Annotated in this window: 19 protein-coding genes; 6 read left to right on the top strand and 13 right to left on the bottom strand. The window is 42.1% G+C overall.

Annotated features, from left to right (window positions below; genetic code table 11):
* Positions 1-287: 287 nt before the first annotated feature.
* The 10 genes from ACT3ID_RS05080 to ACT3ID_RS05035 form a co-directional block, all read right to left on the bottom strand.
* The gene (locus ACT3ID_RS05080; RefSeq protein ID WP_491540908.1) at positions 288-1,337 is read right to left on the bottom strand and encodes an SDR family NAD(P)-dependent oxidoreductase; all 1,050 of its coding nucleotides are present in this window, start codon (positions 1,335-1,337) and stop codon (positions 288-290) included.
* A gap of 303 nt (positions 1,338-1,640) precedes the next feature.
* Positions 1,641-1,781, bottom strand: coding sequence for a hypothetical protein (locus ACT3ID_RS05075; protein WP_491540907.1), 141 nt, complete (start codon positions 1,779-1,781; stop codon positions 1,641-1,643).
* A gap of 39 nt (positions 1,782-1,820) precedes the next feature.
* Positions 1,821-3,356: a vitamin K epoxide reductase family protein gene (locus tag ACT3ID_RS05070; protein WP_491540906.1), complete on the bottom strand. Its 1,536-nt coding sequence runs from the start codon at positions 3,354-3,356 to the stop codon at positions 1,821-1,823.
* A 113-nt stretch (positions 3,357-3,469) separates the two neighbouring features.
* Positions 3,470-3,592, bottom strand: a complete 123-nt coding sequence (locus tag ACT3ID_RS05065) for a hypothetical protein (protein WP_491540905.1) — start codon at positions 3,590-3,592, stop codon at positions 3,470-3,472.
* A 142-nt stretch (positions 3,593-3,734) separates the two neighbouring features.
* Entirely contained in the window at positions 3,735-4,856 is a 1,122-nt protein-coding gene (locus ACT3ID_RS05060) for an NAD-dependent epimerase/dehydratase family protein (protein ID WP_491540904.1), read from the bottom strand.
* A gap of 677 nt (positions 4,857-5,533) precedes the next feature.
* Complete coding sequence (locus ACT3ID_RS05055) at positions 5,534-6,379, bottom strand: manganese catalase (RefSeq protein WP_491540903.1); 846 nt, start codon at positions 6,377-6,379, stop codon at positions 5,534-5,536.
* A 293-nt stretch (positions 6,380-6,672) separates the two neighbouring features.
* Positions 6,673-7,773 carry a glycosyltransferase gene (locus tag ACT3ID_RS05050; RefSeq protein WP_491540902.1) on the bottom strand — a complete coding sequence of 367 codons (1,101 nt, stop codon included), beginning with the start codon at positions 7,771-7,773 and terminating at the stop codon, positions 6,673-6,675.
* A gap of 124 nt (positions 7,774-7,897) precedes the next feature.
* Entirely contained in the window at positions 7,898-8,149 is a 252-nt protein-coding gene (locus ACT3ID_RS05045) for a DUF7218 family protein (protein ID WP_491540901.1), read from the bottom strand.
* A 136-nt stretch (positions 8,150-8,285) separates the two neighbouring features.
* The gene (locus tag ACT3ID_RS05040; protein WP_491540900.1) at positions 8,286-8,708 is read right to left on the bottom strand and encodes a YtxH domain-containing protein; all 423 of its coding nucleotides are present in this window, start codon (positions 8,706-8,708) and stop codon (positions 8,286-8,288) included.
* 203 nt (positions 8,709-8,911) lie between these two features.
* On the bottom strand, positions 8,912-9,076 hold the full coding sequence (locus tag ACT3ID_RS05035) for a hypothetical protein (protein ID WP_491540899.1): 165 nt from the start codon (positions 9,074-9,076) through the stop codon (positions 8,912-8,914).
* 256 nt (positions 9,077-9,332) lie between these two features.
* Between ACT3ID_RS05035 and ACT3ID_RS05030 the strand changes: the two genes are divergently transcribed.
* The 6 genes from ACT3ID_RS05030 (at position 9,333) to ACT3ID_RS05005 (ending at position 12,555) form a co-directional block, all read left to right on the top strand.
* Positions 9,333-9,833: a YciE/YciF ferroxidase family protein gene (locus tag ACT3ID_RS05030; RefSeq protein ID WP_491540898.1), complete on the top strand. Its 501-nt coding sequence runs from the start codon at positions 9,333-9,335 to the stop codon at positions 9,831-9,833.
* A gap of 16 nt (positions 9,834-9,849) precedes the next feature.
* Positions 9,850-10,326, top strand: a complete 477-nt coding sequence (locus ACT3ID_RS05025) for a PRC-barrel domain-containing protein (protein WP_491540897.1) — start codon at positions 9,850-9,852, stop codon at positions 10,324-10,326.
* Between the two features lie 35 nt (positions 10,327-10,361).
* Complete coding sequence (locus tag ACT3ID_RS05020; protein ID WP_491540896.1) at positions 10,362-10,589, top strand: hypothetical protein; 228 nt, start codon at positions 10,362-10,364, stop codon at positions 10,587-10,589.
* Between the two features lie 181 nt (positions 10,590-10,770).
* Entirely contained in the window at positions 10,771-10,995 is a 225-nt protein-coding gene (locus ACT3ID_RS05015; RefSeq protein WP_491540895.1) for a hypothetical protein, read from the top strand.
* 260 nt (positions 10,996-11,255) lie between these two features.
* A complete protein-coding gene (locus tag ACT3ID_RS05010; RefSeq protein ID WP_491540894.1) occupies positions 11,256-11,789 on the top strand; it encodes a YciE/YciF ferroxidase family protein in 534 nt (177 codons plus the stop codon).
* 139 nt (positions 11,790-11,928) lie between these two features.
* Positions 11,929-12,555: a hypothetical protein gene (locus tag ACT3ID_RS05005; RefSeq protein WP_491540893.1), complete on the top strand. Its 627-nt coding sequence runs from the start codon at positions 11,929-11,931 to the stop codon at positions 12,553-12,555.
* A 400-nt stretch (positions 12,556-12,955) separates the two neighbouring features.
* Here the strand turns inward: ACT3ID_RS05005 and ACT3ID_RS05000 are convergent, their stop codons facing one another.
* From ACT3ID_RS05000 to ACT3ID_RS04990, 3 genes are read right to left on the bottom strand one after another with little or no spacing between them, the layout of a single operon-like run.
* Positions 12,956-16,303, bottom strand: a complete 3,348-nt coding sequence (locus ACT3ID_RS05000) for a BamA/TamA family outer membrane protein (protein ID WP_491540892.1) — start codon at positions 16,301-16,303, stop codon at positions 12,956-12,958.
* A 30-nt stretch (positions 16,304-16,333) separates the two neighbouring features.
* A complete protein-coding gene (gene rnr, locus ACT3ID_RS04995) occupies positions 16,334-18,496 on the bottom strand; it encodes a ribonuclease R (RefSeq protein ID WP_491540891.1) in 2,163 nt (720 codons plus the stop codon).
* 34 nt (positions 18,497-18,530) lie between these two features.
* Positions 18,531-23,288, bottom strand: a complete 4,758-nt coding sequence (locus tag ACT3ID_RS04990) for a hypothetical protein (protein WP_491540890.1) — start codon at positions 23,286-23,288, stop codon at positions 18,531-18,533.
* Between the last annotated feature and the right edge of the window lie 14 nt (positions 23,289-23,302).

Here is a 23,302-nt window from a genome sequence, read left to right as displayed (position 1 = left end):
TTTAACTCGTCGGACATCAATCCCAGACGTTCGACGAGGATTGGTCGCTTTTAGTCGTAAGGGGATTATACGTCCAATCGATCGTATTTTTTGAATCGATAGCGCGGGAATTAATTCCCGCGCTCGTTATTTCCGTAGCCCTGATGCGGGAAGTATATTATTCGCACTTCCTGTCGTGACGACGCAGAGCATCGTCACAAAATATATTCTATCTTCTTTAGAATTTGGTTTTAGTAGAGTAGACAGCATTCCGCAGCAGAGCTACGGAACGAGAGGTAATAAATTTGTTATGTCTCCAGATTTTTCTCAGCTGCCTTGTCTGTTTTTTGAGTTACAAAAGATTCAGAAACTTTAGATTTACTTTCGTACCCTTTTTTTGAGGTTGAGTCGCCTCGCTTTTCCGGCAGTAATCGATCAATCAGATCAAAAGCGGCAATTGTCAATCCTGGTGCAATGCCGTGTGTAGCCACGGCCACTTTGGCAGGAATCGAAAGTGTGAGCGTTCGCTCCCGTTTCCGGAAAGCCTCAATAATTTTATCCGCCGCACGGTCGGCATCCATAGATAAAAATGGAATAGAATCCATAACCTTGAACCAGGCATATTCTTTTTCGTGTTGACCTTTTACATCGATATTGCGGGGACTGCCGGTGCGCATCAGGCCCGGATAAACCGTTGTTATATTGATGTTATCCTCCTCCAATTCAGCAGCCATCCCTTCAGAAAGCCCCGCCAAAGCATACTTGCTGGCGTTATACGGCAGAAGATGGGGAAAACTCACTTTACTCCCGATAGACCCGATATTCACAATATGTCCGGCTTTCTTTTTCTTCATATCAGGTAGAATTTCACTCATCAAATAAAATGGGCCCCAAAAATGGGTTTTCATAGCCTGTTCGTAATCCTCCTGTTTCATCGTCTCTAGCGGCCCCACCTGGATGATACCCGCATTATTGATCAGTACATCAACACTGCCAACATCATTATTAATTTTCCGGATCATCTTCTTTACCTGATCACGATCAGTGATATCACAGGGGATAGCAAGACTCTTTCCCCGGCGACCAGCGAGATCATCAGAAGCCTCCTGAAGCTGCTCTTCGGATCGTCCACAAATGACTACAGTCGCATCCATGTCAGCCAATTTCCGCGCCATCACTAATCCTAAACCGCGGCTTCCGCCTGTAATAAGCACTACTTTATCTTTCAGCGGTAACTTTTCAGGCGGATTAACAGCGTCTTTTATCATTTTTGCACCTACTGCTGCACCAGCAGCGAATGCCATTCCTTTTAACAACAACCCCGACCGGTTTTGCTTTTTTGGTTTGTCTTTCATCATAATCAATATTCTCACTTTTATTCTTATGAGATTATTGATATCTCTTTTTCGAAAAAATGATCCCTTAATTTCACAAATATCCACTAATGTATTTTCGGCAATACATCCATGATAAATTTACGGAGACGTTTTACATGATTCTTTGTTTCTTCCAGACGACCTTTGTTCTGTTCAGAAATGAAACTTGATTACTATCCGACTTAGACATTTTTTCTTGGCCTCTTATCTGGTTATACAGTTCGGCAGGAGCATCTTCTTTCGATAAATCTTTGGATATCTCCTTCACCTTAACCCATACTTGTTTCAGAATTCTTCCGCTGCGTCTGATAGCTCGGATGGATTTTCCGCTACCACTACAAGATTATAATTGTTCTCTGCAAACTGGTTAGTCAATACTTCTCCAGTCCCGCTAGATGCTCCCGTAATAAATGCTGTTTTACTCATAATGAGAGATTTTTTTAAGTTAGTTTTCTGCTTTTAAATTCATCGTATATATTTTTCCCACTCTCCGTATTCCTCTAATATTCGTCCGCGTGGTATCGAAAGTGCAGCCACGAGCACACCAACAATCAATACAATTATAAACAGTGTCGGCGATGATTCAGTAGTAAACCATATCGAACCTGCTACAAATAAACCGAATAAGATATTCAGGAAACGGACGATACGAACTACCTCGGCCATGCTGATTACAGAAGTAACTACGATCAGCGCGCCAAAGAGATGACAAATATCCGCAGTGTTGCTTTCAATACTGACCTCAAATGCACCGGGAGCAAACATTAGCACGATTCCCAAAGCGGTTGATAAAACTAATGTCCTGGGAAAACTTATTCCCCAAATTGAGGCGTTGAATACCTCGACAAAATTATTTGGCAGATCGATCAGCTCGGGTGACCGCTCATCAACTTTTTTATCCTCTGTGGAGCTTCCTTTCCAGAAAACTTCCCACATGTTCCAGTCTCCGCTTAACTTTTTTCGGATAAGATCGTGAACGGTGGCCACTACCTCATCTATTTCAAGTGGAATTACCGGCAGCATAAGGAGAGCTGTAACAAGACATATCGTGCACCATAAACCAACAACTACCGACTGGGCGATCACCAGAAGAATACTTACCAGTCCCAGCGGAACCACTAAAATACCGAACATCACCACCATCCATGGCATGGTTCGAAAGCGGGATGGACCGCCCATAAATCCCAATAGAAACTCAATGGTATAGGCCAGCGACCCCAATGCCGCATCGGAAATTGAAAATGAATGGGATAAATCAGAATCAAGAACCTGCACCGTACCGGCTCCAAAAAATGGATCCCAGGCGTAATCGATATAACCCAACTGATAAGCGCCAAGGTAGCGAGAGATCAACCAGCCGAGAAATCCCATTACTATGAGAAGCCAGCGCTGCGGCCAGCTCGAGGGATTATAGCTCCAGCCGTCAGGATATTGGGATCCTTTTTTTATAAACATGAAGATATTGGGAAGGCCCGGCACAAGAATAGCCAGCGCAATCACCCATACGCCAACTAATGTACCATTGAGATAAGCCACGGCCGTTGGCGCCCAAAAAAGAAGTGGCGCCATGCTGATCCATATCCCGATAAAGCAGCAGATCCACAGGCTGACAGGACGATTGGGTGTTAGCGATCGCCATCCAAAAATAATGAGTAAAATACCGCTGATAATGTCGCTCCATTTCATGGCTGAAATACGAGTATCCATCGACAGCCAGACTTCGCGTCCCAGTTCTACGGTACCGATACTGTAGCTGAATGTCAGCGGCGACAGTACCATCCAAATGCCGAGCATAATCAGCGTCCAGTAAACCCACAGCGTCTGCTTATGATGCATATGCAACATCTGGCGACGCTGGTCGGATCCCATCTCATGATGACCGTTATCGTCATCCTCATGCTCTGACATCGGACGAGTTGTGCCACGATTGCTCATTCCCTCGTGTTGGTTTTTATTGTTTTCGCTCTCTCCTGATTTCTTATTTGAGCTATTTTCATCCATAAATATTATAGATCGCCTATAGATACTGCTACCACTATAATCGCGTATGGTTAAGATGTATTATTTATACCCATCCAATCGTCCGCTCTGGTTCATGTTGCAACTTGCACCAGCTATCCAAGATTTAACTTTACTAGTCCATCCGATCCCAAGATCAGCGGTCGGATGGGTGTTATTCCCACTGCCTTGACCCATTTGATCTCAATAGCTGTTTCAAGCGTCCACGCTTGAAACATGAACTATAAATTGGTGATAAGCGTGGACGCTTATCACAGCAAGATTATCACAGGGCCAGCTCCTCAGCAAGAAAACTCCGGTATCTTTTTACCTGCTATGATTACCCATGCGATCGCAAATTAAGCAGTCGAATGGATTTTTTTAATGCTCGGCTGGTTGTGGCTCTTGTTCTTTCAGATCAGACGGTATTTCAAGATTATTTTCTTTGTACCATTTTTTTGGATCAGCTTTTAAATTGTTAATCATTTCAGGCAGCGTATCCGTCAGAGAATGCTGTGGTTCCCAATCAAGTAGTTCGCGTGCACGGGATATATCCAGCTCGAAATGTTGATCTGCACGATCAATCATCCACGGCTTGATAAACGGATCTCCCACCATATCCATGCTCCACGCACCGGCTTTGGCCAGCGGTTTGGGGACTTCAAAAGTCTCCCATTCTTCACCGTGAATAAGTCGACCGATCTTGTCCTGCAGCTCCTGATAGCTGGGTGTTTCGGGTTCTCCAATATTAATCGCAACTTCTTCGGGTAACGACTTCCGTTTTTTCACCGTTTTTACGACTGCATCCAATAAGTCATCCATATGCAGAAAAACATTGCCGTGTGATTTATCACCCGAGAAAAAATGGCTGGTGAACTCCTTTTCATAGATACGTTTAATCTGATGTGATATCGGGATGGAATGACACATCTCATCGTAAACTCCGGCCAGTCGTAGCAATACAGCATTGATATTACCGCGATTTTGACGAATAATTTCTTCCGTATTTTCTTTGGATTCTGGATAGTCCCAGTTTGATTCTACAGGAGCACTTTCGTCGATTTTTTTGCCTGGCTCAGTCGGCTTGTAAATCAAATTTGTGCTAGAGAATATGAACTGTTCTACGTCAAAATCCTGCAGAACGTTCAAGAATTTATGCGTTCCTTTTTCAGTCACTTCTTCGTATAAAGGACTTGGTTCTCCGGAAAAATCATAATAGGCAGCTAGATGAATTACCGAGGCGATTTTATTGCCATATACGTGGCGGATTCGCTCCATCGCCGCCCTAATGCTATCTTCTTTGGTGATGTCGAAATAGACAAATTCAGCTTCCTTCGGCGGATAAGGGTTACCCTGCTTATCCATACCCACAATGCGGAAATCATCTTTTAGAATATTGATAAGCCTAGTGCCAATAAGTCCACTACTGCCGGTGATAATCACTACATCTTTATCTTCCACATTTGCATCTCCATGATATTTTGATTCATTACTTTCTTCCATAATGCTGCTTTTTGGCTTTTAGATATTCTGTTGTCAGCGACTAAAATTTTCTCCTCACTTTTTTACTCTTCAGAATCTGGCTTTTTTAAAGACTATTCTTACAGTTTTTCAAGGAAGTCGCTTTAACCGCTAAGTTCAATAGTATTTTATTCCTTATATGGGCCCTAATTTTTATGACTTAAGGATTGAAGAAGTTGGGATTATCTTGGAGGTATTCGACCCTACTACTTCCCTATCAGATCGGAGTGCCGAGAGGAGCTGTTTCGTTAGTAAGGTTGTTTCGCAGAATTATACAACAGATCAAATAATTAATACTCAACATCTGATCGGGTTGCTCTGGTGCACGACCTGTATCATAGGCCAAAGAGAAGCACATAATAATATAATAGTCCGAGCGAACGCTCGAACTGTTATGCCAAACTGCAGATCTATTAATAGAGTTTCTCTCCAATCTTTATTTTATAACCTCCCGTTATGAACTAGAAGGGATACATAGTAGAGTTAGAAAAAATCATCTCCGTTTGAAGGCACTGACGATAAGAGCTTTCGCGACGATGCAGAGCGCCGGTTTAACCAGGAGAGATATTCTACTTCTGGAGGTATAGAAAAAGAATAACTCTCTCACTAAACAATAGCGCGGGATTTATATCCCGCGCTTGTAATATCAGTGTGATTTTTTAACTGAACCAGCCTTCTTTTACCTGTTCTTTTTGAGCATAGGCAGAAGGATCAGCAGGCCCAAGATCAGGTTTTTCACCTTGTGGTTCAGCTTCTGTAAAAGTAAATTCACCTTTGCCGTCAATGGAGGAACCTTCACTCCAGCGTCCTTTGGCTTTTGAATTCTTATTGATGTTGGTGGACATAAAATTATAATTAAAATCCTGATTCTCTTTATCCTGTGGAAATGAGTTTGGTATCGGATGATTATTTTCAAAGCCTCCCAATTCTTCTAACACAGCTAGCCACTGATTTTGGTGCATAGTATCGCGGGCAATCAGGAAAGAAAGCATATCTTTCATTCCGGGATCATCTGTAATCTCCCAAAGCCGCGTTGCCAAAGCACGTCCGCCCGACTCTGCCGTTACATTTGCATACATATCAGCAGCAATATTTCCAGTGCCTACCACCCACGATCCGTTAAACGGTACACCGTTGCTGTCTACGGCCATAGCTGATAAACCAGACGAAAGGACATGGCGCGGATTCATACCGCCCATAACTGCCTCAGTAACCGGATTTTTATCCGCCATTTGTTCTTTTATACTGGTGGATGCTCCTTCAAGATTTTTTGCAACAGCCGTAGATAAAATCTCAATATGCGACATCTCTTCGGTGCCGGTATCAAGCAGCATGTCGCGATACTTTTCTGGTCCTCGGGAGCCCCAGGCCTGAAACAGGTACTGGAGACAAACTCTTATTTCACCTTCGATTCCTCCGATAGCCTGCTGAAGCAACATTGCAAACTGGGGATTTGGCTCTTCTACTTTTACTTTGTACTGAAGTTTTCCATCATGATAAAACATAAATACACCTGTTAGCTTAGGGTTGCTAATACGATTTGGTTAGATCATTTAGAGGGAAGACTGCGCATATCAAGTAGTTTTTCTTACCCTCTGAATTACAAGTATTATTCTACCTCTCAATGAACGTACCTTTGCCACTAAGTACAATAGAAATTAGTACTGTATCTCAACCCTAATATTTATGATCCAACTTTCGAAGTGGCTTGAAATCCCCAATATTGATCTACATCCTTATAAACTGGCAACGCGACTGACTAGTTACTAATCAAACCTGAGATCGGCTTCAGGATGCTTTAGTTGATTAGCGTGTTATAAAAATTGAGACATTCCCTGGCGTAGCGTTCAGAACCAAGACGTTTACGTGCATCATCACTACAAAAAAACCGGTCGATTTCATCTATTCTTTTAATTTTTTCAAGTGCTTCCTCAAAAGATGTGAACAGATACCCATTTTCTCCATCGATTATCTGTTCTTCCATAGCACCATTCTTATATGCAACCACTGGAGTGCCCGTAGCGAGACTCTCGACCACAGTGCGCCCGAAAGTTTCATGCCACCTGTCATCCTCGTATCCAGCTGGAAAAATAAAAGTGTGAGCATATTTCATCAGTTCATACTTTTCAATCTCGTTTGCCTTATCGAAATAAAATATTAGCTCATCGTCAAAATGCGGCTTAATTTTTTCTTGAAAGTAGCTAATTGAAGTTTTTTGCGCATCAGCATACTCATCTATAGGTTTGCCAGCCAGCACCAATGGCATATTCAGCATTTTTGCCAGCTTTATAGCGGTAAGCTGACCCTTTCGCCTTGATATTTTTGAAAGCATCAGTAAGTATTGTTCAATTCCCTTTTGCTTCATTTTTTTTTGAAAATCCAATGAAAGCTCCGACTCCGAAACATCATAAAAAGGTTCATCAGAAAAAGGGATATGATCTGTACGTATACCCTGCAAGATGCCCACCACATTCGATAAAAATTGCTCGTAATAAGCGGCCTGTGATTTAGTTTGTGTAAGATAATAGCTTTCGAATTCATCAAATTTTCGGACGCGTTTCTCATCCACATAAATATATATACTCGTGATGAGCGGTGAGGCAACTTCTGATATTTCACGTACAAACTCTTCCTGAAAGATATGAAGATGTATTATATCATATCTTCTTTTATGATGTCGCAAGCACTTCAAGATAAAATCCAGATTGTCTTCGTCCGGATAGTAAATAGAATTGATGTTATCCGGAGCCAGCTCGGAACCTTCTTTACAAATTACATCGACGGTGTGTCCCTGTTGGATAAACTGTAATGCCAGGTCGTAGATTGTCTGTTCGCTGCCATTATATCCCTCATAAGTCGGCAGTGGCAAGTCATCGGGTGCTATAAAAAGTATTGTCACTATATTGTCATGCTTTTACAATTTGATGGTGGAAATTATCTAATGGGATAAAAAAAGGATAAAGAAATCCCATCAACGCTTGTCCTTGCGCAGTTTTAAACCAGGTTCAAGAGTTAAACCAGTACTAATGATTTCTCAGTGCATCAATAAGTTCGTCCTTGTCCATTTTTGAACGATCTTCAATGCCTACTTCTTTGGCTTTATCATAAAGCTCATCCTTTGTCCACTCTTCATATTTATTATGCTTGCCTCCTTTTTTGGAACTTTTATCGGATGAATTAGCAATACGAGCTGCCTTTTCTTTGCTCATACCCTGTTCACGGAGCTTTTCATACTGTTCATCATCTTTTACCGTAGGTCTGTCTTCCTCTGGCATAACTTCGTTTGCTTTATGGTTGCCATGCGGTAATCAGGGTATTCTTAACAATACCCCTTCTTGTTTGTTAATAAAATCAATCAACTGTAATAGATTAACATCTACCTATTCTACAACCGATAGCCTTTTCTATCTATTATTTATTTTTCAAGGCTTCTATCAGTTCATCTTTATTCATATTCGTATAACCATCAACATTTAATTCTTTGGCTTTGTCGTAGAGTTGATCTTTAGTCCATTCTCTGTAGTTTTCTGCCTGTTCTTTGGCCTCTTCTTTGGTCTCTTTAGCCTTTTGTTTGGTATCTTCCAATATTTCCTCGCCTTTTCGCTTGGCTTCGGCGCTCATTTCGCTCGCCTCTTCTTTGGTCTCCTTCATCCTTTTGTTCAGATTATGACGTATCTCATCGAGATCATCTTTCAATGTCTGAAGATACTCATCACTGGTTTTACTTATTTTTTTTCTGGTTCGTGACCCCTTGTCCGGTGCAAATAAAATACCAAGGGCTGCTCCGCTGATAGCACTTGTAATTGCAGCTAAAAGTATATTTCCTTTTTTCATTGTTTTAAGCTCTTTTTGGTTAAGGTTAAGAATTATTGTAAGTGAGTTCTAAAAACACTACTGATGCATCAGGAGGGTTATGTGTCATGGTCCCTTTCTGGAAACCAAAGACAAAGCACTTTCTCTCCCAACACACTGTTTCAAATAACATCAATTTTTGTGTCGTTGAAACAAATAAAGTAACTCTTTGCCAACTACTGATTTTACATAATTTTTGGGATACTGCTGTAGTAATTATTTGCTTTTTCCTCAGTCTGCACATCTTTATATGATCCTGCTAATACGATAAAAAGATGAATCGGAAAAGGCTTACCCCCATACTCATAAGCTGCTATATATACCCGAAAAGAACCTGAAATCTTCAGCATTTATTCGACTTTGAGCAGAGTCAAAAAACCATCTGTGCTAGTAAAAAGCTATGCATTCTCTCAACTTCAATTATTGAACAGAAAAGAAAGATACGCACGTATTACTGGTGCGTAGCAAATTTTAGGGGAAGCATTTCAAATAATGTGCTATTTCTAATATTCGAACTTTAAAGAATATTAGAATTGCATAATAAATGTTGACGGCCCGTCCCCAACATGCACTACCACCACACCTCTAACCCAAAAACTAATTTTTATGGATCGCTTCGACAATTTGCAAGACCTACTGAAATATCAGCTAAAGATTATTTTTGATGCAGAACGCCAGTTAATAAAAACCCTGCCAATATTTGCCAAAAGAGCCACGAATATAGAGTTGAAAGAGGTATTCTCAAATCATTTCACCGAAACACAGATGCAGCAGGAACGAATGCTGGGCATAGCACAAGATCTGAACATTTATCTTAAAGGTAAAACATGTAGTGTAATGGAGAAATTAATCGCCCAAACCAACTCGTTTTGCGAACCTAATAGTTCGTTATATAAAAAAGATACGGGACTTATTGCATGTGCTAAAACTATTGAACGTTATGAAATGGCTTCGTACAAGAACCTGATCAAGTATGCCCAGGCTTTGGGATTCGACTTTTTAGCAAATAACCTACAGCAAAATCACGCCGAGGAACTAAACACGTTTGAATCACTTCAAAACATCTCGCTATCTGCTAATAATCATTGGCAAAGACAAGCTATTTAGCAATACGAGTGACATCATGAACAGACCTAAAACTTTGGAAATTAAGCTTATGAACTCCCTCAACCTCGATAAAAAAAATTCTCTTTCTTTTGAAATTAAAGATCTAATCCAGTCCATAGGATCTGAAGTAAGAAATCAGAAAGGAGAAATTCTTGGTAAAGTTGATGATATAAAAATCGATGAAGAACGAAGAATTCCTGAGTACCTTATTCTTTGTTCTCAGGATTTATTTGGCGATGGTAACCGATACTTCGCCATACCGGTTCAGCCCTTGCTAATTAATTTCGACAGAAATAAAAATATTGTCATTCCGGTAGAAAAAGACTCTTTAAAAGTTGCTACTGGCATCAATGTTGATTCTTGGCCAAAATTCGATCCGGAGATTTCTGACTCTATCTTTGAACTCCTGCGATACGAAACTTCATCTGTTGATAAAAGAAAAAATAAAGAAGAAACAGACCTGGCTAAAGGCACTGTAGATTCTGCGATGTAATATTTGGTGATATCTGTTGTGAGAATGGATCTCGAATGATTGAACCAATACTTATAAATAACTTCATCATATTCCTTGCTATGCAAAGTAAAACAAAACCAAAAATTCTGCACGAAGAAAAGGAAAAGCAGGAAGAGCAATGCTCTTCTTCGGAAAAGGATCTATTATATAAATACGATGACGAAGCGCAGCTTATTGGACAATTACAAGAGAAGTTGAAAATGTCGAGAGAAGAAATAAAACGAATTCTCCAAAAATTATGAGCTTCAATGAGATGTAATTTACATAACCATAACCTTTAATGTCTCGCAGCTAGTGAGACGTAAAGATCAAGTATAAATCAAAATGCCCAGCCCATAACATGGCATACCCCCGGCGTGCAAACCGGGGGTTTTTTTCGCACACATAAAAAAGGGATATTGGTAAAGATGAACTTTATTTATTATGCCTGAAATTCCCCGCTCTAATCTTCCCGATGATACAATATCAATAGCACGTGAGGGATATCGCTTCATTACCAATCGCTGCAAACAGCACAATACTGACCTGTTTGAAACTCGTCTTATGTTTAAGAAAACTATATGCATGCAGGGAAAAGAAGCTACAGAAACTTTCTATGATTCAGAATATTTCATGCGCGAAGGAGTAGCGCCTGAATATATTAAATAAACGCTATTTGGTCACGGTGGTGTACAAGGAATGGATGGCGAATCTCATGATTATACCAGAAAATTCCACAAAAATCGGGTTGCGCGCTACAGGTTGCAGGTTGCATGCTTTACATTATGATGTAGATGTCAGGAGGTATGTTTTATCATACCAAATAGGAACACATTCTGCCAAAGTAGTCCCCATGACAAGTTCATAAGAATTTCCACGGTCAAACCATACTTTCTTCTATTTTTTCTCTACTGGTAAACTACTAGACTTTGAGTGCAGTAAATATAAACCTCAAAAACAGTAATGATATGAGCCAACTAAAAGATTTGAACGACCTTTTTCATCACCAGCTAAAAGATATTTACAACGCTGAGCAGCAATTGATCAAAGCACTCCCGGAAATGGAAAAAGAAGCGATCAGTAAAGAATTAAAAAAAGCATTTTCTGAGCATCTGGATGAGACAAAAACACATAAGGATCGATTAGATAAAATTGCCGATCAATTAAATATTGATCTCGGCGGAGAAACATGCGAAGCTATGCAAGGACTCATTAAAGAAGCTAAAAATTTAGTTTCAGAAGATGCAGAAGACTTTGTACGCGATGCCGGAATTATTGCCGATGCCCAACGAATAGAACACTACGAAATTTCTGCTTATGGAACAGCAAGACATTTTGCCAGTGTGCTGGGATATGACGAAATCGCTAATCTATTGCAGGAAACTCTTGACGAAGAGTCTCACGCCGATCAATTGCTGAATGAAATTGCAGTTGATAACGTCAATCAAAAAGCCAAAGCTTAACAGCAAGTATTTCGTTGAAGGCGCAATTAATATTTATTGCTCCCAAAGCACGGTAAGCCCCGGATTTAAGCAATCCGGGGTCTTTTTTTTAGAATTCTACCGGTTAAGCAGGAACTTTTTAATTACTGATAGCAACCCAATGGGTGATGAAGCAGCAGAATATAAAAATAAGGTAAAAGATATTTTTACAGCCGATGAAGAAATAGCAGTAGATGCAAACAGAGCTATTGTTGGCGGTATGCTGGCCGCTGTCACCACCCTTGCCGGTGCTTTAACTGTAGGAACTGCAAGGGGATTAGAAACCTTTGAACTCTTACAAACCTCACTCGAAACTGCACGTTCCTTTGCCGGTACATTGACACTGGCATTGGGCAATATTCTGGCATTAATGCTTACCCTTTTAAGTCTTAGTGCAGCTACCAATATCGATCTTAAATGGAGCCATTATCTGCGAATCAAGCAGATCTCGTGGCTAACTACATATACACTGGTCGCTGCAATTCTGATATACCTGCTTTTAAACTTTCCACTAACCGAAGCAAAGGATAAAACATTACCATGGTTTTCCTATGTCTATTATGCCACGCTGATACTTTCTTCGCTCCTTGGCGGGGCACTTATTAGTATTGTATTAATGCTTTATAACGCCGCCAAAGATATCATTTTAGCTGTAGGCCCAACAGAGAGCGGGGAGTATATTTTACGGGATGAAGAAAAGGAACAAGAGGAAGTAAAAAAGGAAAAAAACAGCAGCACTAATCATTGACTAATACCAATCTGTTGTTACACTCTATCAGAGATAAAACGGTATCTTCTCTCCTTCGGAACTTAAAAAACAGTGTTATACTAAGCGGAGCTCCAAAAACTTACGGGGCGTAGTCGAGTGTATCCCGCCGGTCGGACAGGTCTTTAATGCATTTTTGTGTAGAACCTGAAGAGAAGATCTGATTTAGCAGATAATTTCATTCCCAAGAAGGAGGCTTGAAAATGAGATAAAAGAAGAGTGAAACAGAATATTGCTAACTTGAGCTTCGTTTTCTCCTTAGCCTGATGATTCATCTTCAGGCGGAGAGTAAAATCAGTCGAACGTTCTTTTTATATCCTCTTCTTGATCTCCTACTTCGCCGGGGAAGATATGAGTTAAAATCTATCTCGGTGAATATTACCTAAAAATCAATACCGATAGATATGTAATGGATCGGATCACTGTCGAAACCACCGCGATACAGGGGCCAGCCAACATCATAACGGAGTGGGAATCCTAATAAAATCGTACGCAAACCAAAGCCGGCTCCCATAAGTATATCTCCCTCGTTAACCGGTACGTCAAAAGTGCCGCTTTCCGTAGCGATCGATCGTGTTTGTTTCCGGCTGACTCTAAAATCGAGATCGGCTTCGTTTAACACCTCAGGTTCTGCATCAGGATCTGCAAATTCAAATTCTACTGCTTCACCCCACGCCATACCGGCATCCATAAATGCTACTCCAGTCAGGTTATAGAGCGGAAGTATTGGGACGGGTCCCGGCAGAATTGCCGCAAACAGCGGAAATCGAAACTCTGCGTTAGCCAGCGTAAACTTATCTCCATAAATAGCATTATAGGGATGTCCCCTGAGCGGTAGCGCCGGCTGGGTGAAAAACGTATCGCCGAGGCGGCTTATGGGAATACTGTTCGGTGAATACTTGTAGTTTATCCACCCCAGCATGCCTCCCATAAAAAAGGTTTGTGAATCACGTCCGAATGAAGCCGCACCCGATCCCCGCAGGGCTATGGAGTAGCGCGATCCGAGATTAAAATATTTCCTGTAATCTGCAAGCACCGAAGCAAAGCGCAGTGTTTCATTAGTTATGGGCGGACTTCCAGATAAACTTAAAGCATAGCGCGATCCCGCTCTCGGCGTAATAAAGCCCGGCAGTGTTTTATCACTGGTAAATGTGACTTGAGGATAAAGAAACTGAGAAGTCTGATTGTCGCGTATATCAGTATAAGCAACGGTATAATCCTGTGCCAACCCTACCATAGATAAACTGGCATCGACACGACGGAATTTATCGATCGGATATCGCATATTCACCGCGCCGCCATACGAGCGGAAGCGATACAAACGACCGGAAAAATCTTGAAAATTATTGGAATTATGGAAGAAGTTGAATATCCAATCCGCGCGATTCTCAAGATATCCATACTGTAAAAAGTAGGTACTGTTTCTTAAGTCCAGGTTGAGATTTGTCCCAAATGCTATTCGATGGTTACCAAGCAAATCGCTGAACTGAATTTGCGTAAGGCCGTATGTACCATACGAAGTCGAAAAGCTACCGCCGGCATAAACAATATCAGTACTGAACTTGAGGCGATAATCTCTGGGAACGAAGCGGCCGTCATCCGTTTGATTACCTTCCAGATCGAACTTAGCTTCATCGAGATATCGCTCTCGGAAAACCGAATCCTCCTCTACTGACGAATCAAAAACATAATTACGGAAATCTATGCTTTCTGTATCCTGCTCTGTTGTATCCTGTTCAGCCTGATCTGTTGTATCTTCTGCCACTCGCTGAGTATCAGTTATAGCATCTTTTGGCTGGGGATCAATTTGCGGAGCAACAGCTTTGGTCAGGCTGGTTTCATCGACCGGATTCGTTGTCAGCATCTGCTGTACATAACGTGTTGCAGGTACGCGATCTTCTTGTGATTCTTCAGCTCGTCGCTGGGCCCATTGATTTGGCTCAAGCGGCTGATCTTTAATTCGCGAGAGCGGTGATCGAATCATAAATATATCAAGATCCCCCTCGTTAATGGAATTAACCGCCATGCGACTGGCATCGGCACTGATAGACATCTGCATAACCCCGGTCTGCAGATCTGTCAATGGCTGAGAAGTACGATCATCCAGATCCATCCGGTAAACATTGGGAATACCATTCTCATCTGAAATATAAAACAGCTGTCCGTCGCGTGTGGTTGCGGGCTGATTTTCATCCCACTGCGGAGTTTTTGTGAGTCGCTGCGCTTGGGATGCCCCGATTTTAGCAGCATAGATATCAGAACTATATAAATCGTCATTCATTAACAGCCGTGAAGTATTTTTCACATTGTTCAATCTCACCTCATCACCCCGATGCGACACAAAATATACGGTTTCAGAATCACCGCTCCAGGCCGGTTCATAGTCGCTGAATACATCATTCGTCAGATTATTAAATTCCTGTGTCTGCAAATTATAGATGTAAATATCCTGATAGGGACCAATATTACCATCAAACGCAATTTTATCGCCATCCGGTGACCATGCTACTGACCCGATCGCATCCAGTCGTGGAAATTCAACCATCTGAACCTTGCCCGTTTCATAATCTACAATCGCCAGGTTGTCGGATCCTTTTGACTTGGAGGAAAGGGCAAGTTTTCGACCATCCGGTGACCATGTCAGGTTGGGATTAAGGATGTTGAGCTCTTCAAAATTGATATTGTCTTCGCCTTTAATCAGCGTTTTTATTTTCTCACCGGTAATGGCACTGATGACGACAACATCAAAATAACCGCGCTGATTGGTAATCATCGCAATTTTATCACCCTGCGGCGATACGGTCGGGCTGGTATCGTAAATACCGCGCCGCCGGCCGTAGTCCGTCAACAGTTCACCAAAATTTGAAAGATCTTCGCGATTAGCCACTTCCGGCAGATATCGTTTTCTGTAGAAATCCCGCCAGCGTTCCGAAAGCTCTTCGAGGTTGAGTCCCAGTGAACGTTGAAGCGCCGTTTCCAGATTTCGATTGGTATACAGTGCCTGATGAATCTCGGTAACTTTCTGGCGTCCGTACTCCTCGGCAATGTAATTCCAGACTGATTGGCCACCGCGATAAGCATAATAACCGCTAAGCCTTGGAATAGGCGGAAGATAATCATTTATAACGGCATCTCGGATATACATATCCGTATTAGTATCCCATCCCAGCGAAGTGTATTCGGCCATCCCCTCGTTATACCAAAGTGGTATTTGCAGTGCATTACCACTGAGTCGCGACTGCACATTTCCCCCGTAAAACATATCGTTAACAACAGCGTGCTCCAACTCGTGATGCAAGGTACTGCGGAATTCAGCGTAATTGCCGGTAAAAGGCATTGTAATACGATTTTTATATGCATCCGTAACTCCACCAATGCCTTCGGTATCTTCGGGCAGAGGTACTACATTCGTCTGTGAAAAATCGTTGTGGGAATCGTAAATAATAACCTGGATGCGGTCGGCGATCTGGTGATCAAATTCATTATGCAGCTGCTGAAGTGCAGCTTCTAACGCATAAGCCGAGAAATTTGCAAAGTCGTAGTTTTTCGTCTCATAATAATAAATATCAAAATGCTCCGACTGTATATACCGCCAGTTAAAATCTTTATACTGAACCCTGTTTTTTCCGAAAGAAAAGTACTGGGCTTTTGCCTCGTGTACCAATCCACCCACAAAAGTAATTAAGAAAAATATAACCAGAACCCGCCGGAGAAATTGAAAAGCCTTCATAGCTAGATGTTTTATTAACTGGATACGTTGCTATAGATTATCATCAACAAGTTTTAAATCTATTTGACGTGCTTTTACATCAGTCCTAACAACTTTGACACGAATTTCTTTCCCTAATTGATATTTTTTACCGTGATTTCTACCAACCAGGCAATGCCGCTGCTCATCATATTCATAATAATCATCTTCAAGGTCACTTACACGTATCATGCCTTCGCAGTGGATCTCTTTTAAATCTACAAAAATCCCACTACTCATTACACCGCTTATTACGCCGTCGAAATCCTGACCAAGCCGCTCACTTAAATACTCTACCTGTTTCAGTTTTATCGAGTCACGCTCGGCATCAATCGCGGCTCGTTCACGCTCGCTGCAGTGAGATCCCAGCTGCTTCAAATCATTATAAGAATAACTCGGTTTACCGTTTGAATAATTTTTCAGCAGTCGATGTACCAATACATCGGGATAACGGCGAATAGGACTCGTAAAATGAGCATAATCATCAAATCCCAATCCAAAATGGCCGATATTGTCAGGGCTGTATTCGGCTTTTGCCATTGCCCGTAGCATCAGGTCATTGACCGTCAGTTCCAGCGAAGTATCTTTAATTTGATCCAGAAGCACGTTAATGGCTTTTGAACTTACCGTAGGACTATCGATATGAAAACTGATACCGATCGGCTTCACGTTTTCTTCGATATTCTTCAGCTTTTCAAGATCCGGCTGGTCATGTACACGATACAGAAAAGGATACAGATCTTTTGTTTCCGCTTTGCTGGATTTCTTGCGAAGATTATCTACGTGTTTTGCCACCGTTCGATTGGCCATCAGCATACATTCTTCAATCAGACGATGGGCAAATACCCTTTTCTTGAGCTTCACATCGATCGGCCGGCCATTTTCATCCAGAATAAATTTCGGCTCCGGCGTATCAAAATTGATACTACCCTCGCTGAAACGCTTGTCCAGCAACACATGAGCCAGCTTGGCGGCTGACTGGATTTCGGTGGAATATTTACTGTCGGCTCCATCGATAATTTCCTGGGCCTCCTCATATGTAAATCGCTGATCAGAATGGATAATCGTTTCTTCGATCGAGTAATCAACCAGCTTACCATTAGGAGCGATCTCCATAAAGCAGCTAAAAGCCAGCTTGTCTTCATGGGGATTTAAACTGCACACATCGTTGCTAAGCTTTTCGGGCAGCATCGGAATCACACGATCAACCAGATAAACACTGGTAGCCCGCTTCTCGGCTTCGTCATCAAGCACTGTATTTTCTGGCATATAGTGGGTAACATCTGCGATATGTACTCCCAGATAATAATTGCCGTTATCCAGAATTTTTATGCTTAACCCGTCATCAAAATCTTTAGCAGTTTCGGGGTCAATCGTAAAAACCACTTCATCGCGCATATCGCGGCGCCGGCTGATCTCTTTCTCGGGAATGTCGGTCTCAATCTGCTCGGCGTATTCTTTCACTTCATTAGGGAAACCGGGTTTTATCTGATTTTCGGCCAGAATCGATAACACATTGGCATCGTTAGTTCCCTCCTTGCCAAGAATCTCAACAATGTTTGCTTCGGGCAGCGAACGCGGATGTACCCAGTCTACAAGCTCAAACACTACTTTGTCGCCGGGTTGGGCATCACCAATATTGTCGGGCAGGATGAAGAAATTGATATGCGCCGATTTCTCATCGGGCTCAATAAGGTAATTTTGTTTCCCCTGTTTTTTTAGGATACCCACAAAAATATTTCGGCCGCGTTCTAGTATTTCAACGACCTTTCCCTCTCGGCGGCCTTTATTGCCTTTTCCAATAAGCTCAACTTTTACAGTGTCATCCTGCAGGGTAGTACCCAGATGTTTCGATGAAACTCTGACATCCTCATCAAATTCATCGGTAATTAAATATCCGGTACCGCGACGGCTTATATCCATCTTTCCGACAATAACTCTGCCACCGCGATCTTTTCCATTTGTCTGGGCCAGTTGAATAGCCCCACCTTTCCGTTTCACAATCAGATTGCGATCGTACAAACTGTTAATAGCGCTTTTCAGCCGCTGATTGTCTTTTTTACTGTTGACTTGCAAAATATTCTGCAAAACATCGAACGGCAGATGTGCCTCGGGGTTGTTTTGCAAAATATCTAAAATGATATCTTCAAATGTTTCTTTCTTACTTTTCTTCATTGCTTAATAATAGATGTAATGCTTTTATAATTTCTTACTTCTCTTCTTCTTTCGCTTTCTGGTTGGCTAAATCTTCATTCTCTTCATTTTCTTTATTATCCTCATTCTGTTTTTTGCCACCAAAAAGTCGATTAAATGTTCCTGTTATCTGATTCAAAAATTCTTGGCAGGTATTAAATTGTAATTGTGCTTCAAGTCCAAGGCCATCAACACTGGGCGTAACGTCTCCGGCCCGACCTCCCGATTGTAGATTATTTAAAATCTGATTTTGACGATGAAAAGCCGTCAGTGATAGTCCACGTCGGATGCGATAGGTAGCATTCAGATCTCCGATTCGATCGCCCAGTGAACTTTGCTGTCCTCCGCCGGTTATTTGACCTTCACGCCGAAAAATCAGCCGGTCGTTATACAATCGCAATGCAATCCCCAGATCAACCTGGTTATAAGCATTTAAATTAAAATCGATATCCAATTGGCTAACATCGCTGTTAAGTAATGCATTTATTTGGTTAGACAGTAACGGGCTTATAACCTGATTTGAGAGCAAAGGGTTCAATACGGTTGATCCCCGCGTCAAACTTTGGCTTAGTGATGATGTTGAACCGCCTACTCCCTGTGTCGGGATAAACTGACCCGTAAACAAAATACTAGTAGCCTGTAGCAGCTTCTGCTGTTCATCGCGATTGATCTGACTGATAGTATACTGCAGCGTCGAATTCGAAGACAGATCAACAGAAGTGGGGAGCCTAAAATAGTAATTATTTTCCACACTATTTAATGTACCGTTAATTTCAACAATAAGATCTACCGGTACCTGCTGTGTTCCTCCATTTTCAGTAGCCGCTTCACCAGTACCATTCCCCATCAACGTAGATATATTGGGACGTGCCCGGTATGAGGCACTGATATCAAGACGTGCATTATCGGGCGGGCCTTCCCAAATAATAGTTCCTCCTGGTTCCAGCTCAAGGTTTCGACTGATAATTTCGCCCGTCACAAACTGGTAATTTCCATCATTGATATTATAACGACCAAACATTTGTACTTCCTGATCCTGCATCGAAAGCCGCATCTGACCAGTCCCCCGCGCTGTAAGCACTTCATCGACAACAGGATCAAAAATAAGATTTACTGTAACATTATTTGAAGCCTCAAACTGAAGATCAAGATCAAAACGTTCACTAAAAGTCATATTGCTAATTGCCTGCTGAAGCTCTTGAGTGTTTCGGGTTTCTTCTTCCGATGATTCATCAACCCGAGTAGCTGTTTTTCGACTAGCTTCATCAAATGAATCCACAAAGCGAATAAATTCCCCCGTCTGCTGTAGTTCAGTTTCTTCAAGCAACGGAACTGAAATTTCGGAGTCTCCGGTAACTTGTATGGGATTATTTGTGCGCAGATACATATCTGTATTTGAACCGGTCAATTGCACTCGACCGGTGCCGGATACATTGCCATAAAAAGGTACGTCGGGATCATACTGATTATTCAGGAACTGCAGCCGATTCATATCCAATGTTAGATCCAGATAGGTAATCGGATCAAAATCGTTTAGGTCCACCGTACCCCATACCTGTCCCGTACCTCCTTTGGTGTCCATCACATTCACCGAATCCAGAATAACCCCCTCATGCCGGTCGAGTTCTACGTCTCCGCTAAGAAAATAGTTGGTATTCAAAAAACGAGGTTTGGCAAATACGTTTTGAACATTAAAGTTGGCATTAAAGTCGAAATCTTCGAGGTTACCTGTAATATATCCTTCTCCATCGGCCTGCCCCTCCATTTCAGCAAAAACATTATCCACAATCAGAGCAATCACCCACATATCAATCTGGTTGAATTGAGTGTCAAAATAAAAAACTGAATCCTGCTGGACGCCAGGATCGGGCGTTACAAAATAACCGTCGAGCTGTATATTCTGACCTATATCGTCGTTGGCTTCGAGATATTCTTCGTAACGAGTAGTATCGGTAGCGATACTTATCTGAGTATCAAACCGGTCGCGGTTGGGATTGTATTGGCTATTGAATTCAATGTCACCAACCGGCCTGTTATTCAGAGCAAATCGACTGACATCCAAATTACCCTGTATCGTTGGCTGACGAGTTAGAGAGCGCGTGGTCAGTTTTCCATTGAGGACGCCGGAAAAATCTACTTCCCCCTTTATGAGATCCGAAATCCGATGAAGATTTATATCGTTGAGGATATATTCTAGCGAATCGCTCCTGTTTTTGCTGAGTCGCCCCTGCATCCTGAAATATTCATCCTGGTTGTGAAAGCTAAAATTATCAAAATCGATATCTCCGTTACGCAGATAAGTTAGTGAGGGATTACCTTCGTTTGTCCAGGCATATTCGTTATTACCTACAAAGAAATCCTGTAGAGATACCACAATAGCCGAATCCGAAATACCCGAGTTCAATGTCATTTGATAGCTGGCATCGTCGTTTATACTGCCTACATGCTGGCTGAAATAAACCGAGTCTTGCTTTACGGACAAGTCGATGCCCATAGAATCAAAGTCGGCAGCCTCGGTTTCCAAAATACCTACTTGGGTTTCGAAATCGACCGATGAGAATTCACTAAAATTGCGATCGCTCCTGAAACTGGCTGTTAACTGGCTCTGACTATTTTTAAAGTTCAGCTGATTATAAAACAAAGTATCGGCTCTCATTTCCGCTGATACCAACAAACGCGTACCGTCAGTATTTACATTAAAATTGATTTGCGAATCGGTCTCAATTGTAGGAAAGTCAGGCAGATAATTTTGAATAAGTCCCAAATCTTTGGCCGTTATCTCACCATCCAGCACTACATTATCAGGTGGCGGTGGCATTGTCGTCAGCTGTGAATCAGCCGGGGCATTCATCAAAATTTCCGACCGAAAGCGATTTGTCAGATATGCAGACCAAAATTTAGCCTGATCTACAATATCACGGGGTACAATTTGGCCGGTAATATTCATGTCGATCAGTGAGCTTGTCAGCCGAAAAGAACGCGTCTCCTCATCGGGAGAATTCAGATCCATATATAACTGATGAGCACGAACGGTATCACCACCAATAACAGATGGCTTCACATCGAGATTAGCGCGCCCCTGAATGCGATCAGGATTGAGCCCCTGCAGCTCCACGTTATAGTCAAAATTAAGCTTTGAAGAAGCTATCCCGAGCCCGCCCAAAAAAGGTTCCAGATCTATATTTTCAGCATTTCCCTGCATCGAAACCGGAGGCTCATCCTGACTAAAATCAACCCATCCCGATCCACTTACCAGCTCATCATCTTTGCGATATTCATATTCCTGCTTCCAAAGTCCATTGACCAGTGAAGAGTTTAGCTCAAGTCGATCAAATTCTACCTCATCCACTCTGCTGTTTATAAAGGTGGCGTTAAAGTTGGAAACGGCGTCTTCCAGTGTTATACCAACACCGCTGAGACGCGCATCAAAATTAAGGGCAGTGGTATCTATCCTGGTTCCGGAAAAAGCACTTACATCCAGATTACGGCCGTCCATAACCCCTTGATATTGATACGGCGGTATCAGCTGGGTTTGTCCCCGCATGGCCAGCTCACCCAGCGGGCTTGAAATGGACCAATCTATATTCATCTCGTCCAGACTACCATCTACTTGGCCGGCAATCGAGAGATTTTCGAATGCTTTGTACTGAGGAAAAGTCAGTGTATCAAAAATTTGAGCCATGTCTTGCTGTTGCAGACTCACAGTATCCAGCTGTAACTGGTAACCAAACTGATCGCGATTCTGCAGGTTGGTAAAAGAACCGGTTGCATTAACGAAACTTTCGCCCAGTCCTACTGAAGCCTCCTCTATCCACAACGAATCCGTTGTCCCCTCAGTTTGAAACTGCACCTTTAACGAGTTGTCAATATCAGGAGTATTGGGGATTAGATCCCGGAGATCCGAAAGATATACTTCTTCGGAATTGATACTCAGATCATAATGTGAAGCCAAAAACTGTCCCACAAAATCCGGCTCCAGGAGATTGACGCCATCAACTTCGCCGTTTAAAAGGAATTGGGAATTATCAAGAGTAATATAAAACGAGTTGAACTCCAGGTATCGCTGATCACTGTAAAGCTGTCCCGAAAGTGCCACCCTGTTGATCGCCAGCTCACCCGTTTCGGCAGAAAATGATTCAATATCCAGATAACGCTGCTGTTCACTCCAATCTACAAATAATTCGGTGTTGATATTTGATACCGTAAATGCCTGTGGCAAATTCCCCACCTGGTTTTTATCAGTGGCCGACTCAAGATGTACCATGCCGCCGGTAATTTCCACATCCGGGGCAAAAATCTCAATATCGCTCAACCAAGGCTCGGAATCAGAATCAGTAGTATCAATCGCAACAGGCAACCTGCGATCGAGAAGCATGAGCCTGCCCGATTCATTTGAACGCAGCCACAGGCGCGGCTGATCAACAGAAAAACCGGTAATTGTCAAATTATTGCGAAGTAATCCCCAGACATCAATATTGCTGCTGATACGCCCCAGCGAAGCAATTGTATCTGTTGATACCGAATCCTGCCGCATAAGATCAACATCATACAAATTCAGCCGAAACGGCAAAAATCCGTTAATATCTCCTATTTCAAGATCAGCTTTGTATCTGTTCTCCACCTCCTGCTCAATACGGTCGGCTATATACTCCTGTGTAACCTCAAGCTGAAGCAATCCGATAAGCGCTCCGACCAGGATAGTAATAGTAAGCAGGAGCGTTAAGATAATGCCCCAGAAATATTTCCAGCTCTTATGTAACCAGCGGAAAAACACGTAATTCTATATTA

The organism is Fodinibius sp. GM108 (assembly GCF_058386985.1).
The sequence above is the reverse complement of the archived record's forward strand: the minus strand, read 5'-3'. Positions and strand labels throughout refer to the sequence as shown.